The organism is Amycolatopsis sp. NPDC004378 (assembly GCF_053602455.1).
Map to the genome: position 1 here is coordinate 283435 of NZ_JBSGDR010000008.1, position 15058 is coordinate 298492.

General features: G+C 71.7%; 14 protein-coding genes. 7 read left to right on the forward strand and 7 right to left on the reverse strand.

The annotated features are described in order from the left end of the window. Positions 1–66 precede the first annotated feature (66 nt). Entirely contained in the window at positions 67–810 is a 744-nt protein-coding gene (gene wzt, locus ACWEN0_RS24895; RefSeq protein ID WP_451977933.1) for a galactan export ABC transporter ATP-binding subunit Wzt/RfbE, read from the forward strand. A 34-nt stretch (positions 811–844) separates the two neighbouring features. Here wzt and ACWEN0_RS24900 read toward each other — a convergent pair whose 3' ends face one another. The 5 genes from ACWEN0_RS24900 to ACWEN0_RS24920 form a co-directional block, all read right to left on the reverse strand. Continuing rightward, complete coding sequence (locus tag ACWEN0_RS24900; protein ID WP_451977936.1) at positions 845–1624, reverse strand: DUF5336 domain-containing protein; 780 nt, start codon at positions 1622–1624, stop codon at positions 845–847. 208 nt (positions 1625–1832) lie between these two features. Beyond that, positions 1833–2723, reverse strand: coding sequence for a succinate--CoA ligase subunit alpha (sucD, locus tag ACWEN0_RS24905; RefSeq protein WP_451977938.1), 891 nt, complete (start codon positions 2721–2723; stop codon positions 1833–1835). A gap of 1 nt (position 2724) precedes the next feature. Further along, on the reverse strand, positions 2725–3894 hold the full coding sequence (gene sucC, locus ACWEN0_RS24910; RefSeq protein ID WP_451977941.1) for an ADP-forming succinate--CoA ligase subunit beta: 1170 nt from the start codon (positions 3892–3894) through the stop codon (positions 2725–2727). Positions 3895–4013: 119 nt separating this feature from the next. Next, a complete protein-coding gene (locus ACWEN0_RS24915) occupies positions 4014–4337 on the reverse strand; it encodes a hypothetical protein (protein ID WP_451977943.1) in 324 nt (107 codons plus the stop codon). Continuing rightward, on the reverse strand, positions 4327–6198 hold the full coding sequence (locus tag ACWEN0_RS24920; RefSeq protein WP_451977946.1) for a hypothetical protein: 1872 nt from the start codon (positions 6196–6198) through the stop codon (positions 4327–4329). The genes ACWEN0_RS24915 and ACWEN0_RS24920 overlap by 11 nt, the downstream gene beginning before the upstream one ends. Positions 6199–7036: 838 nt before the next feature. Here ACWEN0_RS24920 and ACWEN0_RS24925 point away from each other — a divergent pair. Continuing rightward, positions 7037–7717, forward strand: a complete 681-nt coding sequence (locus tag ACWEN0_RS24925) for a M23 family metallopeptidase (RefSeq protein WP_451977949.1) — start codon at positions 7037–7039, stop codon at positions 7715–7717. A gap of 274 nt (positions 7718–7991) precedes the next feature. Here ACWEN0_RS24925 and ACWEN0_RS24930 read toward each other — a convergent pair whose 3' ends face one another. Next, complete coding sequence (locus ACWEN0_RS24930) at positions 7992–8123, reverse strand: hypothetical protein (RefSeq protein WP_451977952.1); 132 nt, start codon at positions 8121–8123, stop codon at positions 7992–7994. A gap of 417 nt (positions 8124–8540) precedes the next feature. After that, positions 8541–10952 (reverse strand): DNA helicase PcrA, encoded by a 2412-nt coding sequence (gene pcrA, locus ACWEN0_RS24935; RefSeq protein ID WP_451977955.1) that lies wholly within the window; start codon positions 10950–10952, stop codon positions 8541–8543. A gap of 155 nt (positions 10953–11107) precedes the next feature. Here pcrA and ACWEN0_RS24940 point away from each other — a divergent pair, with 155 nt between their 5' ends. The 5 genes from ACWEN0_RS24940 (at position 11108) to ACWEN0_RS24960 (ending at position 14992) form a co-directional block, all read left to right on the forward strand. After that, a complete protein-coding gene (locus ACWEN0_RS24940) occupies positions 11108–11533 on the forward strand; it encodes a DUF1707 SHOCT-like domain-containing protein (protein WP_451977958.1) in 426 nt (141 codons plus the stop codon). A gap of 161 nt (positions 11534–11694) precedes the next feature. Then, entirely contained in the window at positions 11695–11991 is a 297-nt protein-coding gene (locus tag ACWEN0_RS24945) for a chorismate mutase (protein ID WP_451977960.1), read from the forward strand. A gap of 64 nt (positions 11992–12055) precedes the next feature. Beyond that, positions 12056–12373 carry a hypothetical protein gene (locus tag ACWEN0_RS24950; RefSeq protein ID WP_451977964.1) on the forward strand — a complete coding sequence of 106 codons (318 nt, stop codon included), beginning with the start codon at positions 12056–12058 and terminating at the stop codon, positions 12371–12373. Positions 12374–12710: 337 nt separating this feature from the next. Further along, positions 12711–13871 (forward strand): hypothetical protein, encoded by a 1161-nt coding sequence (locus tag ACWEN0_RS24955; protein WP_451977967.1) that lies wholly within the window; start codon positions 12711–12713, stop codon positions 13869–13871. Between the two features lie 260 nt (positions 13872–14131). Further along, the gene (locus ACWEN0_RS24960) at positions 14132–14992 is read left to right on the forward strand and encodes a hypothetical protein (RefSeq protein ID WP_451977970.1); all 861 of its coding nucleotides are present in this window, start codon (positions 14132–14134) and stop codon (positions 14990–14992) included. Positions 14993–15058 lie beyond the last annotated feature (66 nt).

Here is a 15058-nt window from a genome sequence, read left to right on the forward strand (position 1 = left end):
CACGTTACCTCCCCTCACCTGAATGCGAATGATAACGTGCATTCGCATACCAACCGAGGGGGCACCATGGTGAGCATCGAGGTGCGGGACGCCTGCGTCGATTTCCCGGTCTTCGACGCCAGGACCCGGTCGCTGAAGAAACAGGTGTTCGGCAAGGCGGGCGGGCCCATCGGCGCCGACGCGAAAGTGCCGGTCATCGAGGCCCTGCGGGACATCACCCTGACGCTGGGCGAAGGCGACCGGGTCGGCCTGGTCGGGCACAACGGCGCCGGGAAGTCGACGCTCCTGCGGCTGCTGTCCGGCATCTACGAACCGACCCGCGGCAGCACGCGCGTCGTCGGCCGGATCGCGCCGGTGTTCGACCTCGGCGTGGGCCTGGACCCCGAAGTCTCGGGCCACGACAACATCATGATCCGCGGCCTGTTCCTCGGCATGAGCCGCCGGCAGCTGGCGAAGCGCGTCGACGACATCGCGGAGTTCACCGAGCTCGGCGACTACCTGCAACTGCCGTTGCGCACCTACTCCGCGGGGATGCGGGTGCGGCTCGCGCTCGGCGTGGTGACCACCATGGACCCCGAAATCCTCATCCTCGACGAAGGCCTCGGCGCCGTCGACGCGGCGTTCATGGCCAAGGCCCGCGACCGGCTGGTGGACCTCGCCCGCCGCGCCGGCGTCCTGGTGTTCGCCAACCACTCCGACGAGCTGCTGCGGGAGCTGTGCACGAGCGCGCTCTGGCTGGACGAGGGCCGGATCCACTTCGCCGGGCCGTTGGACGAAGTCCTGGCCGCATACAAGAAACACCCGCTGTGACCGGGCGTCACAGCGGGTGTTTCCAGGACCAACGTCAGTTCGACTTGCCGAACCCGCCCGGCGGCGTGCCGGGGTTCTCCGGCGGCGGCTGCTGGAAGAACTGGCCCTGCTGGGGGGCGTAGGTCGTGGCCTGCTGCCCCGGCGGCGGCGTGGTCGACGGCGGGTTCGGCGAGCCGTACTGGCCCGGCTGCGAGAACGGCGCCGACGGCTCACCGGTGGACGCCACCGGCCCCGGCTGGACCTGCGTCCCCTGCGGGTAGCCCTGGCCGGGCTGGCCGTACTGCTGCTGACCGGGCTGGCCGTACTGGCCGTACTGCGGCGCGGCGGGCTTCGGCGCCGGCGGCTTGATCACGTCGTACTCGAGCAGCAACGCGCCGACCGCGACGATCATCTGCAGGATCCCCAGGATCAGGATGACGGTGACGACGCCCGGCGACGTCTGCATCCCGACCAGCGTCTGCAGGACCTCGAGCGCGCCGAGGACGCTGAACAGCGCCGCGAACGGCAGCGTCTTCGGGCCCTTCGGCAGCGCGTGCAGCCCGGCGAGCAGGCCGCCGCCGAGCAGGAACGTGCCGCCGAGACCGACGTCACCGGTTTCGGCGAAACCCAGGAAGTACTCGACCAGACCGAAGACCGCGACCACCAGCGCGAGCAGCAGCGGCAGGTTCTGGGGCAGGCCCGCGGCTCCGCCGGGCGACGGCGCCTGGTGCGAGTGCGGCGGCTGCTGCGCCGGGAAGCCACTGGACGGCGGTCCGGGGGGCTGCTGGCCGCCACCCTGCTGGGGGTAGCCAGGCCCACCGCTGGGGAAGGTCATCGGATGCACTCCTGTCGGTTCGACCGGCACTCCGGGGTACGAAGACACCCGGGGGAAGACGAGGCGGCTTGTGTGCGCAGAACGCTAGCGCACTACGCGGCCGCCGACCCAACAGACGCGTGAATACCTCGAGAGGTTTCGTCCCCAAACGCGGTGAGGCCGGGCACCGCGGTCGGTGCCCGGCCTCACCAGGAGCAATGCGTCGAATTCAGCCGAGGCTGTTGTACAGCTCACGTGCGAGGACGGCGGTCTCGCTCGGGGTCTTGCCGACCTTGACGCCGGCGGCCTCGAGGGCCTCCTTCTTCGCGGCGGCCGTGCCGGAGGAACCCGACACGATGGCGCCCGCGTGGCCCATGGTCTTGCCCTCGGGCGCGGTGAAGCCCGCGACGTAACCGACGACCGGCTTCGTCACGTTCTCCTTGATGTAGGCCGCGGCGCGCTCTTCGGCGTCGCCACCGATCTCGCCGATCATCACGATGACCTTGGTCTCGGGGTCCGCCTCGAACGCCTCGAGGGCGTCGATGTGCGTGGTGCCGATGATGGGGTCACCGCCGATGCCGACCGCGGTGGAGAAGCCGATGTCCCGCAGCTCGTACATCATCTGGTAGGTCAGCGTGCCGGACTTCGACACGAGGCCGATCTGGCCCGGGCCGGAGATGTCGGCCGGGATGATGCCGGCGTTCGACTTGCCGGGGCTGATCACGCCGGGGCAGTTCGGCCCGATGATCCGGGTCTTGTTGCCCTTCGCGACCGCGTGCGCCCAGAAGTAGGCCGAGTCGTGCACCGGGATGCCCTCGGTGATCACGACGGCCAGCGGGATCTCGGCGTCGATCGCCTCGACGACCGCGTCCTTGGCGAACTTCGGCGGCACGAAGATGACCGACACGTCGGCGCCGGTCTCCTTGATGGCCTCCTCGACCGTGCCGAACACGGTGAGGTCCTTGCCCTCGATGGTGACCGTCTGGCCGGCCTTGCGGGCGTTGACGCCGCCCACGATGTTCGTGCCGGACTTCAGCATCTTGGTCGCGTGCTTCATGCCCTCGGAGCCGGTGAGCCCCTGGACGATGACCTTGCTGTTCTCGTTGAGGAAGATCGACATCTCACGCACCTGCCGCGGCGAGCTCGGCAGCCTTGTCGGCCGCGTTGTCCATTGTGTCCACCACGGTGACCAGCGGGTGGTTCGCGTCGGCCAGGATCTGGCGACCCTCGACGACGTTGTTGCCGTCCAGGCGGACGACCAGCGGCTTGGCAGCCTCGTCGCCCAGGATCTTCAGGGCCTCGACGATGCCGTTCGCCACCGCGTCGCAGGCGGTGATGCCGCCGAAGACGTTGACGAAGACGCTCTTCACGTCGGTGTCGTTGAGGATGACGTCCAGCCCGGCCGCCATGACCTCGGCCGACGCGCCGCCGCCGATGTCGAGGAAGTTCGCCGGCTTCACGCCGCCGTGCTTCTCGCCCGCGTACGCCACGACGTCCAAAGTGGACATGACGAGCCCGGCGCCGTTGCCGATGATGCCGACCTCGCCGTCGAGCTTGACGTAGTTGAGGTTCTTGGCCTTGGCCTTCGCCTCGAGCGGGTTCTCCGCGTCCTTGTCCACCAGGGCCTCGTGGCCCGGCTGGCGGAAGGAGGCGTTCTCGTCGAGGGTGACCTTGCCGTCGAGGGCGATGATCTTGTCCTGCGGGTCGCGGACCAGCGGGTTGACCTCGACGAGGGTGGCGTCCTCGGAGACGAAGGTCTCCCAGAGCTTCACGACGACGTCGGCGGCCTCGTCGATGATCTCGGCCGGGAAGTTGCCGGCCTTCAGGATCTCGAGCGCCTTCGCCTTGTCGACCCCGGCGATCGCGTCGACCGGGATCTTCGCGAGCGCGTCGGGGCGCTCGACCGCGAGCTGCTCGATCTCCATGCCGCCCTCGGAGGACGCCATCGCCAGGAACGTGCGGTTCGCGCGGTCCAGCAGGAAGGAGAAGTAGTACTCGGACGCGATGTCCGAGGCTTCGGCCACCAGCACGCGACGCGTGATGTGGCCCTTGATGTCGAGGCCGAGGATGGCTTCCGCCTTCTCCTTCGCCTCGTCGGGCGTCTGGGCCAGCTTGACGCCGCCCGCCTTCCCGCGGCCGCCGACCTTCACCTGCGCCTTGACGACGACCTGGTTGCCGATCTGCTCCGCGGCGGTCTTGGCTTCTTCGGGGGTGCTAGCCACCGAGCCCGGCAGAACCGGTACTCCGTGGGCGGCGAAGAGATCCCTCGCCTGGTACTCGTAGAGGTCCACTACTCCAGTCTCCTGACGACACGCCACTGTGGTGGTCCGTGTTACCGGACCGCGCTGTCGGACCAGTCGAGGTTAGCGACCTGCGCAGACGCAGGGGACTCCGCACCTGGTGAAGTCGGTCACCGTACGCGGTCAGGCGGTGTTCCCGCGGTGTGAGACCGCCCACCGGCCAACGATTCCACGACTTCTCCGGGGTCCGCGGCGGTGAACACGCGAACGCCGTTCAACGCCCCGGCGAGCTCCGGCGGCGGTTCGTCGCCGAGCACGCCGACGGCGTCCGGGTCCTCCTGCTCGGCGGTGCGGACGATCTGCTCGACGGTGTCCACCCGGCCGGCATGGACGACCTCCATACCTTCGTCGCGCAGGACGCGGCCCAGCGCGACGGCGGCCGGGTCGGGCCGGGTGAACTCGACGAGCAGCACCCGGAGGCGGTCACGAGGCACGGCGTCCGCCCGCGGCCGAGAGTCCCGCCGCGACGAGCAGCGCGACCACGGCGGCCAGTGCGACCCAGAACCCGGTCGACGGGCTCGCGCCGCCGAGCGCGCCACCGACGAGCGGCAGCTCCGCGGCGTGCAACGCGACGAGCAGGGCGGCGCCCGTCAGCAGGGCCGCGGCCGGCTTCGGCCGGGACCTCAGCGCCAGCAGAGCGGCGCCGACGACCACCACGGCAGCGGTCAGCAGCCCCCACGAAGGCGTGTCGAAGTCCGACCAGAGCCCGGGCGCGACGTAGCCGGGAACGCTGAAGACGGGCAGCCCGAACGCGGCGACGGCCAGCACCGCGCCGGCGACGACGGGGGTGAGCACGTTCTTGTCCGGCGCGGCGCCGTCCCCGGCGTCTTCGCGTTCGACGACGCCGGTCCCGACGGCGGCGAGCCCGGTCAGCGCGGCGAGCACCAGCGCGGCGAACGTCCAGGCCGCGCCGGCGCCGAGGTCGTAGGTGAAGGCCGGGGTGGCGCCCGAGGTGCCGCCGAGGTTCGCGCCGCCGAACCCGGCGAGGTTGCCGGCCTGGGTGGCCGTCAGCGCGGTGTTCAGGACGGCCGTCCCGGCCAGCACGATCCCGGCCCAGGCGAGCCCGAGCACGGACCGCGCGCCCGGCGCCGTCTTCGGGACGAGCGTGCCAAGGGACGGGACGGCGACCACGAGCGCGGCGACGAGCAGGAACCACCGCGCGGGACTTTCGGCGGCGGCGCTGACCGGCGCGGCGGCACCCGGGTTCAGCGCGCTGACGGCGACCTGCGGCGCGAAGGTCCCGACCAGGGCGGCGACGGCGGTGGCGAGGCCGAGCACGCCGGTCGTCAGCCGCCACCAGAAGAGCCCGGGCAGCTTCGCGCTGCCGGCGAGGTCGCCTTCGGGCTTCTCGGGGGCTTCGGCCAGGGGCGTGAAGGCGAGGCCGGCGATGACGAGCGTCGCGCCGAGCGCGAGGAGCGGCCCCCAGGTGACGTCGAGGTCGGCCCGGAAGAGGGCGGCCAGCACGGGCGGCACGGCGACGGCGAAGGTCCCGGCGGTCAGCCCGAGAAGCGCACCCCGGGCCGTGCGCTCGGACGGCGCGGCGAGCGCGACGACGGCGGTCAGCGGCAGCGCGGCGGCGAGCAGCAGGTAGCCGCCGAGCGCGAGCCAGGGCCCTTCGAAGGCCGCGCGGGCGAGGAGGAAGCCGTTGGCGGAGTCGACGGGCTCGGTCAGCAGCCCGACGGACGCGGTCACCGCGAGCAGCGGGACGAACAGGCGCCACCGCCGACGTTCGGGTTCGTCGTCTTTCCGGCTCGCGCGCCAGGCGGCGACGCCGGCGGCCCCGGTGAGGACGTGCCCGGCGACGAGCAGCCAGAACCCGGCCCCCACGGCCGAGCCGCCGACGAAGTGGTCGGGCAGGTAGAGCTCGGGCCGGATGGTGAGCGGCCCGTTGACGGCGAACTGCAGGTCGAGGACCAGCCGCCCGGGAGCGAGCGCGGCGAGCCCGAGGACGATCCCGGCCCCGAGCCCGGGCTTCCCGGCGGCGGAGACCCAGACGGCGGCGACGACGGGGGCGAGCGCAAGCAGGACCAGCCACGGCCAGCCGGCAAAGCCGGGACCGGCGGCGGGCGAGACGCGAACGAAGGCCGCGGCGGAGAGAGCAACGGCCCCGAGCCCGGCGAGCCCGAGCGCGACCGTGGGCCGGCGGTCGTCTTCGGCCCAGGTGAGCGGCTCGCTGCGGGTGTCCGGCTGCGCGCGCTTTCGCTCACCGGAGGGCGGCCGGGAGGCGGGATCGTGCTCGTCCGGAGTGGCCGGGGATCCGGGCGCGGTGCCGGGAGGCTCAGATCGTGGGGGCATTGGCAGCGACGCTAGCAAGCCCGAGGGTCGAGGGAGACGCCCGCGGGGTGGCGGGGCGTCAAGCGGCGGCAGAGGCCGGGCCGGACGGAGGGCAGCGGGCCGAGCAAGGCGCTGCCGGGCCCGCGCGGGTGGCCAGTGGTCGCCGGGGCGTTACCCAGGTGCGCGAGTCACGCCGTCACGGGCGGGCGGGTTCGGCCGAGAGGCCGCGAAAAGCGACAAAACGGACTACTGACGACCGCTTCCGTACCCGAGTCGGCGAGCGGTCAAACTCCGTCGTTGAACGGTCGGCTCGCGTCGCGGCTCGACAGTCGCCGTCGCCGTCGCGAGAGGGCGGGACGCGGGCGCGAGACGTCGAAAGTGCTCGAACATCCGCAGGCAAACCCTTATTCCGCCCCTTTCCGCCACCACTGCCCATAGGTGGTTTCGCACCGAGCACAAGAGCTGTAAGCCAAGTCACAACGATCGTTGTAAACCCCTTCTAACTTTGGGTAATTCCCACAGGTGGGCGCCTGATCGATGCCACCCGATCGGCCGACGCGCGGGGCAGATCTTGCTTACAGCGGTGCCCCTTCGTTACTGTCCCCCGGTCCCCATTACAGTCAGGTCACGAAGCAGGACGACGAGCGAACCACCCCCGAGGTTGGCTCACCGGGTTCCCCCGCCCGCAGTCCTCAGACCCGGCTCCCCGACGATGGAAGGCTCTGTCTTGGCTTCACACCGCTCCCCCGGCGGCCAAGCTCCTTCCCCGGCACTGAAGGACGCACTCGAAGGTGCGGTCGTCCGTGTCCGGGGTGCGCACCGCATCGCCCCGCCCTCCTCGGCCCTTCGTGGCCGTGTCGTGGTCGCCGCCGTGGCGGCCGGTGCGTTCGCCGCCGCAGCTGCGGGACAGACCCTCAAGACCGTCACCGATTCCGACGCCGCCGTGACGCCGCTGGCCAACAGCCAGGACGCCAGCGCTTCCCTGACCGCGGGAGGTGCGGGCTCCGGGGGTGCCCCCGAGCTCCTGCCGACCGGGCACGCCGTCGACGCCTCCGCCGAGGCCGCGAAGATCGCTGACAGCGCCTCCATCACGCAGGCCCGTGAGCAGCGCGAAGCCGACGCCGCCAAGAAGGCCGCCGAAGACGCCGCTCGCCCCAAGACCTGCCTCCCGGCCCACGGGACCTTCACCTCGGGCTTCGGTGCCCGGTGGGGCACGAGCCACCTCGGCATCGACATCGCCAACGCGATCGGCACCCCGATCTACGCCGCCTCCGACGGCACCGTGATCGAGGCCGGCCCGGCCAGCGGCTTCGGCCTCTGGGTGCGCGTCCAGCTCGACGACGGCACGATCCAGGTCTACGGCCACATGAACAGCTTCTCCGTCAAGGAGGGGCAGAAGGTCAAGTGCGGCCAGCAGATCGCCGAGATCGGCAACCGCGGTCAGAGCACCGGCCCGCACCTGCACTTCGAGGTGTGGCAGAACGGCACCAAGAAGATCGACCCCCGGCCCTGGCTGGCCGCGCGCGGCATCGTCATCTGATCCGTTCACCCCATTGCGATCTTCGTCCGCGAAGACGCCGCGTTCGAACAATCCGGCTGCAGCGCCATGATCCGCCGCTGAGGGCCGACGACGTCCCTCGGCCGCGCGAAGAACGGCAGCCCGCAAGGGAACGCCGTGGCTGATCAAAAGGTGGCTGGTCAACAGCCGAAGAATGGTCCAGACCGGCGCAGCCCGCCCGAAGTCCCTCAGGGCGCCCGAGACCTTCTTGAGCCCCCGCAAGGCCGTCAGAAACGGCCTCAGGGCCCGGAACCGGCTAGCGCTGCCCGCCCGGCAACCGGCGGATGAAGTACGCGACCGCGACCTGCCACACCGTGCACAGCCCCGCGCGCCGCCGCACGGGCAGCCGGTCCCAGAACAGCCGGTCCCAGAGCCGCCGACCCTGCACCTCGGCGCCCCCCGCGGAGCGGACACGCGCGGCGCGACGTGTCGTCCAGCGGCGTCCCCGGCCGCAGGACACACAGTGCCCACAAGTGACGCAGTGACCGTCCGCGCCCAGCTCGTGCTGCCTGAGCAGCGCTTGCCAGGCGGCGGCCAGCCGGCACGCCTCCGCTCCCGCACGCGAAGGATTTCCCGGGGCCCCCGAAGGCGCCCGACCCCGATCGGGAACCGCAGTCCCCAGGACTCCTCGCAAGTATTTCTGTACCCCTTCGGCCAACAGGTGAAACAGCACCGCGTCCACACCACACTACCCCCTCCGTCGAACTCTTGTTCGATCACGGGGTCAGTTGTACCGGGTGGGTACGACGATTTCGGCGGCGATCGCGAGGATCGCCGCCGGATTCACTCGTCCGGGTAACGCGCGCTAGAGCTTCACCATGGGGACGCTGCCGATCAGCATCAGGCGGACCTTGCCGGCCGCGCCGAAGTCGATCGTCGCCGTGGCCCGGGGGCCGACGCCGTCGCACGAGATCACCGTGCCCAGGCCGTACTTGTCGTGGCTGACCCGGTCGCCGACGTCCAGCTTCAGCGCCACCGTGTCCTTCCAGCCCTTCCCGAACGGCGACGTGCCCGAAGACGGCGAAGGCGAAGACCGGCGCCCGCCCCACGTCGTGGCCGCCCGCGGGGTGCCGCGCGAACCGCCGCCGAAGCCGAACCCGGGGCTGGACGGCTCGAGCCGCCGCCAGTCGACGAGGTCCGGCGGCAGCTCGTCGAGGAACCGCGAAGCCGGGTTCATCGACGGCTGGCCCCAGGCCGAGCGCGTGATCGCGCGCGAGACGTACAGGCGCTTCCGGGCCCGCGTGATCGCGACGTACGCGAGCCGCCGTTCCTCGGCCAGCTCGGTCGGGTCGCCCAGCGCGCGCATGTGCGGGAAGACCCCGTCCTCCCAGCCCGTGCAGAACACCACGGGGTACTCCAGGCCCTTCGCGGTGTGCACGGTCATCAGCGTGACCACGCCCGCGCCGCCGTCGCCTTCCTCGCCGCCGTCGGGCGAAGGCACCGAGTCGGCGTCCGCGACCAGCGACACGCGCTCGAGGAACGCCGGCAGCGAACCCGGCGCCGGGACACCCTCGTCCACGACCAGCTCGGCGTTCTCGTCCGCGACGACCTCGGCGGTGATCTCGGTGAACTCGCGCGCCACCGTGACGAGCTCGTCCAGGTTCTCCACGCGCGTGTGGTCCTGCGGGTCCTCGGACTCCTCGAGTTCGATCCGGTAGCCCGTCTTGTCCATCACCGCTTCAAGGACGTCGTGCACCTCGGCGCCGTCCGCGATCAGCGCGCCCAGCTCGTCGAGCATGGCGACGAACCCGCCGATCGCCTTGACCGAACGCGGGTTCAGCAGCGCCACCTTGCCGTCGACGGCGTCGCGAAGCGCCTGCGCGAAGGAAATGCGCTCGCGCTCGGCGTGCGTCGCCACGACGGCTTCGGCACGGTCGCCGATGCCGCGCTTGGGGACGTTCAGCACGCGGCGCAGGCTGACCGTGTCCTCCGGGTTCGCCAGCACGCGCAGGTACGCGATCATGTCGCGGACTTCGCGCCGCTCGTAGAACCGCACGCCGCCGACGACCTTGTACGGCAGGCCGAGCCGGATGAAGATCTCTTCGAAGACGCGGGACTGGTTGTTGGTGCGGTAGAAGACGGCGACGTCGGAGTAGTCCGCCTCGCCCTTCTCGGCCAGCGAGTCGATCTCACCCGCGACGAACGCGGCTTCGTCGTGGTCGTTGTCTGCGACGTAGCCAACGATCTTCTCGCCGTCACCCGAGTCGGTCCACAGCCGCTTCGCGCGGCGGTTCGGGTTCCGCTCGATGACGGCGTTCGCCGCGGACAGGATCGTCTGCGTGGAGCGGTAGTTCTGCTCCAGCAGGATGGTGTGCGCGTTGGGGAAGTCCCGCTCGAACTCCTCGATGTTGCGGATCGTCGCGCCGCGGAAGGCGTAGATCGACTGGTCCGCGTCACCGACGACGACCAGCTCGGCGGGGTCCACCCCCGCCTCGTTCGGCGCGGTCCCGGCCAGCTCGCGGACCAGGGTGTACTGCGCGTGGTTCGTGTCCTGGTACTCGTCGACCAGCACGTGGCGGAACCGGCGGCGGTAGTACTCGGCGACCGCCGGGAACGCCTGCAGCAGCGAAACCGTGCGCATGATGAGGTCGTCGAAGTCGAACGCGTTGGCCAGCGAAAGCCGCCGCTGGTACTCGACGTAGACCTCGGCGACGCGGCGCTCGAGGTCGTTGGCCGCGTTGGCCGACGCCGTGTCCGGGTCGGTGAGCTCGTTCTTCAGGTTCGAGATGTGCACGGCGAGCGTGCGCGCCGCGTACTTCTTCGGGTCGATGTCGAGGTCGCGCGCGACGAGCGTGATGAGCCGCTTCGTGTCGTCCGAGTCGTAGATGGAGAAGTTCGACGACATGTCGAGCGTTTTGGCTTCACGGCGCAGGATCCGCACGCACATCGAGTGGAACGTCGACACCCACATGGCGTTCGCGCGGCGCCCGACGAGCGCGGCCACGCGCTCGCGCATCTCGGCGGCCGCCTTGTTGGTGAACGTGATCGCCATGATTTCGCCCGGGTGCACGCGGCGTTGCCCGAGCAGGTAGGCGATCCGGCGGGTCAGCACCCGGGTCTTGCCCGATCCCGCGCCCGCCACCACCAGCAGCGGGCCACCGGCGTGGGTGACGGCTTCGCGCTGGGCGGGGTTCAGGTCGTCGAGCAGCTCGGCCTGCCCGCCGGAAGCGGGCTTGCGCGCGGGGGTCTCGGCGGGGAGATCGAAGAGGGTGTCCATCGTCCGTCCACGCTACCCCGGGCGGGTCCGGCTCCGGGCAAAGCGTGCCGGGGTGGCGGCTCCGGGGCCCGCCGCGGCTACCGCGCCGGGCGTAGCGCGAGGTGTCGCCTGGCGTCCGACGCGCCGGCGGCCCGCCGCGCGGAGCATCGGCGGACATGGAAGACAACCGCACCGCCCGCATCCGGGCCGCCGACGCCGATCGCGAACGCGTCGCCACCGCCGTCCAGACCGCCGGCTCCGAAGGCCGGCTCACCCTCGAAGAGGTCGAAGAGCGCCTCACCCACGTCTACGCCGCGCGGTTCACCGACGAGCTGACCGCGCTCACCGCCGACCTGCCGCGGCCCGCGCCGGCCGCGCCCGGGTTCCCGCTCACCTTCGCCGCGCTGCGGCGGCATCCCGCGCTGCGGCTGCACCTCGCCGTGGTCGTGGCGATCGCGGTCGTGGCCATCGTCCGGTGGGCGGTGCTGGGCGCCGGGTTCTTCTGGCCCGCGTTCCCGGTGTTCTGGCTCGCGGTCAGCGTCTTCGTTCATGCCCGGGTGCGCTCGTTCCGGGAGACGCGCGGGACCGCTGTGCCATACTGAACCCATGCGGCACCACGCAGAGCGATTTTTTTACGGGACCCGGACTCCGGCTCCCGTGATCGCGTAGTGCCCGAACCGCCATCACGCCAGCCCCGGAGTCCACGGACCCGGGGCTGTCGCCGTCCCAGGGGCCGGGTCCGGGCACCGAGGGAGAGGTCCCGATGAACGCACAAGCGACGAACGCCGACGGCCAGCCCGCCGAGCACACCCCCGCCGGGGACGACATCGCGTCGCTCCGCGAGGAGATCGACTGGCTGGACAAGGAGATCCTGCGCCTGGTGAAACGCCGGGTCGAGGTGTCCAAGACGATCGGGGCCGCGCGGATGGCCGCGGGGGGCACGCGCATCGTCTACAACCGCGAGATGGACGTGCTCGCGCGCTACCGGGAGCTCGGCCCGGACGGCAGGCAGCTGGCCATGGCGCTGCTCAACCTCGGCCGCGGGCGGCTCGGCCGGTAACGGTTGTCCGAATTCGGGGTCTTCCCTGAGGCACCGGCGGCCCGGCTGCGGGCAGACTGGACGCATGGACTGGCTCGTCAACCTCATCGCCGTCATCGTCGCGCTCGCGAGCGTGCTGGCCGCGCTGGGCCATGTGGGTTATCTGGCGCTGCTGAACAACGCGGCGGGTAAGCGCGGTGCCAGTGGCGCCCCGGTCGGGCAGTACGTCCGCAGCCGCTGGGCCATCGCCGGTGGTACCACAGCGGCGTCCTTGTTCGCCTGGCTGCTCACGGCCGGGGGACCGACGCTCGACGTGGTGGCGATCATCGTCGCTGCGGGTAGCGGTGTGGTGGCGACGAAGGCCCTGCAGTCCACGCGGGACCGTTACCGCTCCGGAGGCTGAATCCCCTGACCTGGGGTGATGGCGCTGAGTGAAACTCCGCAGCGTCAGCTTCCCCCTATCGGTCGCGCCCGACCGAGTGAAACCTGTGCAACTTGCAGGTTTGGGGGCGACTTTCTACGCCGGATGCTCCTAGGGTTGACGCCGTGAGGACCCTTGCGTCTGGGTCGGGCGAAGCCCGGAGGACGCGCGGGGGCACCGGCCCCGCGCGCCCAGTCTCGCATGCGCGTGCATCTGCGCAGGATTCGGAACGCGAAGCCGCTCGTGAGGATGGTGCTCCGATCGGGTCGTCCTGCGGCCGGACGGCGTCAGGACCGGGCCGCCGGGTGGTCGAGCCCACATGACCCACGGCACGGAGTTCCACGGACGCGGCACCGCGCCCGCGCATCCCGGGCGGCACCGGCTCGGCGGTTCGGACGGCTGGACGCCGCCCCTGCCCCCGGCCCGCGCCCCGCGCCACCACGCGGCCGGCCCGGCGCCGGTCGACCCGCCCGTCTCCGGGTCCCTCCCGCTCCCCCAGCCGCTGCCGCAACCCCGCGACCGGCGGCCCGCGGCCCCGCTCTTCCCCGCGTCGCAGGGCAGCCTGCCGCTGGAAGACGAAGCCGAGATCACCACGGAGTCGCGCGCCGACCAGGCGGCCCGGCGCACCCGCGTCTCGCTCGCCACCCCGCAGGCACGCGGCGTGGAGGAGGACGAAGACGTCCGGATCTACGCCGCGCCCCCGATCGACGGGCTCGGCGGCTTCACCATCGGCTCGGTGCCGGCGTCCGTGACCCCGCCCAAGACGTGGAAGAAGGCGGCCTGGTTCGCCACCGGTGCCTCCGGTGCCGTCGTCGTCGGGCTGCTGTTCGCCGGGTCGTACCTGGTCGGGAAGCCGCCGGCGGACGACGCCGTGCAGGGCGCGTGGCCCGGCTACCAGGGCGCCCCGACCGTCATCGACCCCTCCGGCGAGCCCCCCACCGACTCCCGGCAGGGCGGTTCCGCGGCGGGCCCCGACAGCTCGTCCCGGCCGGACAAGGAGGCCGGGCGGACCAGCGGCGGCGGCGCGGGCCCGGTCGACGGCGTCGCCCCGCCTCCCCCGGCGAGCACCGACGGGCCGCGGACGACCGACACCACGACCAGCCCGAGCGCCGCGCCGCAGAAGCCCCCGGTCACGCCCGCCCAGCGCGAAACCCCGGCCAAGGCGCCGTGGTGGTACTCCTTCCCGCCGGACGCCCAGACCATGGGCGACAACTCGGAGAAGTTCTTCAACACCGTCACGACGGACCCCGCCACGGCGTCGTCGGTGACCACCGGCCAGCTGCACGACCAGGGCGCGCAGGCCCTCGCGGAGCGGTACGCCGGCATCGCCTACTTCGAGGTCAAGAAGGTCAGCATCGACCAGCAACGCGGTGTCACGGTGAACACGGTCGAGATCACCCACACGGACGGTTCCAAGACGATGGAACAGCGCACGCTGACGTTCGGGGACGGCGACAAGATCACTTATGACGGTCAGTAGCTGCACCTGCACGTGCGGTTCGCCCGTTCCGATGCACGTGCGGTGCGCTGAGCGGTTATCCCTGGTCCGGGTGGGTGACATAAGCTGCCGCTCGTCGTATCGCGACGGCATTCCGGCGACAGAGCCTGGTGATGCCCGTCCGCACAGGGTTACCTGACGACAGCGGATCCGGAACCGGCCACGAGTCGGCCATCCGGACCAACGGAAGCCCGGCCGAACGGCCGAGCCGCCGTCCCCGGAACCCCAGAGCGAGGACATTCGTGCTTGATCGGCAGCGAACACGGCGTGAAGCACCGCACGCCGTCCGCGTCGAGGACGTGATCCCGGCCGAGATACTCGACGGCGTCGGCGACGCCGACCGCGACTATCTCGAGCAGGTCTTCCGCGACCCGCAGAAGTTCCTGCCGCCGCGCACGGAGCCCGTCCGTGAGCCGGAACAGGACGACGACGCGGGTGACCCGGAGAGCCGGTTCGTCCGCCGCGCCAAGCTGGCCGGGCTCGTCGCCGCGGGGGCGCTCGTCGCCGGCGCGGTGGTCGCCGCGCCGATGCTGACCAGCGCGCACCGGGCGGTGTCCGACACCGCCCAGGCCACACCCAGTGGCTTCAGCGGCGCCGCGGAGCTCGGCGGCCTCGCCGTCCCGCAGCACCAGGCCGGGGGCGGCGCGCCCGAGCAGCGCAGCGTGCCCACGGCGAGCACGCACTCCGGCGGCGCGCCGTCGGCGGAGGAGTCCAGCGGCGGCAGCCCGCAGCCCCAAGCCGGGCCGGCCCCGGCGGACGCGGTGCCGGACGCGGCGGCCGACGCGCGCAGCGCGGCCCGGAAGATCCAGGCCGTCAAGGACTTCTACGCCGCCATCGCGCGGGATTCGGCGGGCGCGCTGGCGCTGCTGAGCCCGTCCCTGGCCGACGGCGCGGCCGGCGAGCTGGTCCGCACCTGGAGCTCGATGGACGCCATCGACGTCCAGGAGGCCGACACGCAGATCAAGCCGGACGGCTCGATCCTCGCGGTCGCCACGCTGCACCGGCCGGACGGCGCCCTCGTGCGCGTGACGCAGCTGTTCCGGGTCGCCGACGCCGGCGGGCTGATCACCGAGGCCGAGCTCATCTCGGCCCAGTACATGTAGCCCTCGGCGATCACCCCTTCACCCGTGGTTCAAGTGCCTGTACCGGATTCGTGTGCGCAGAGTGAG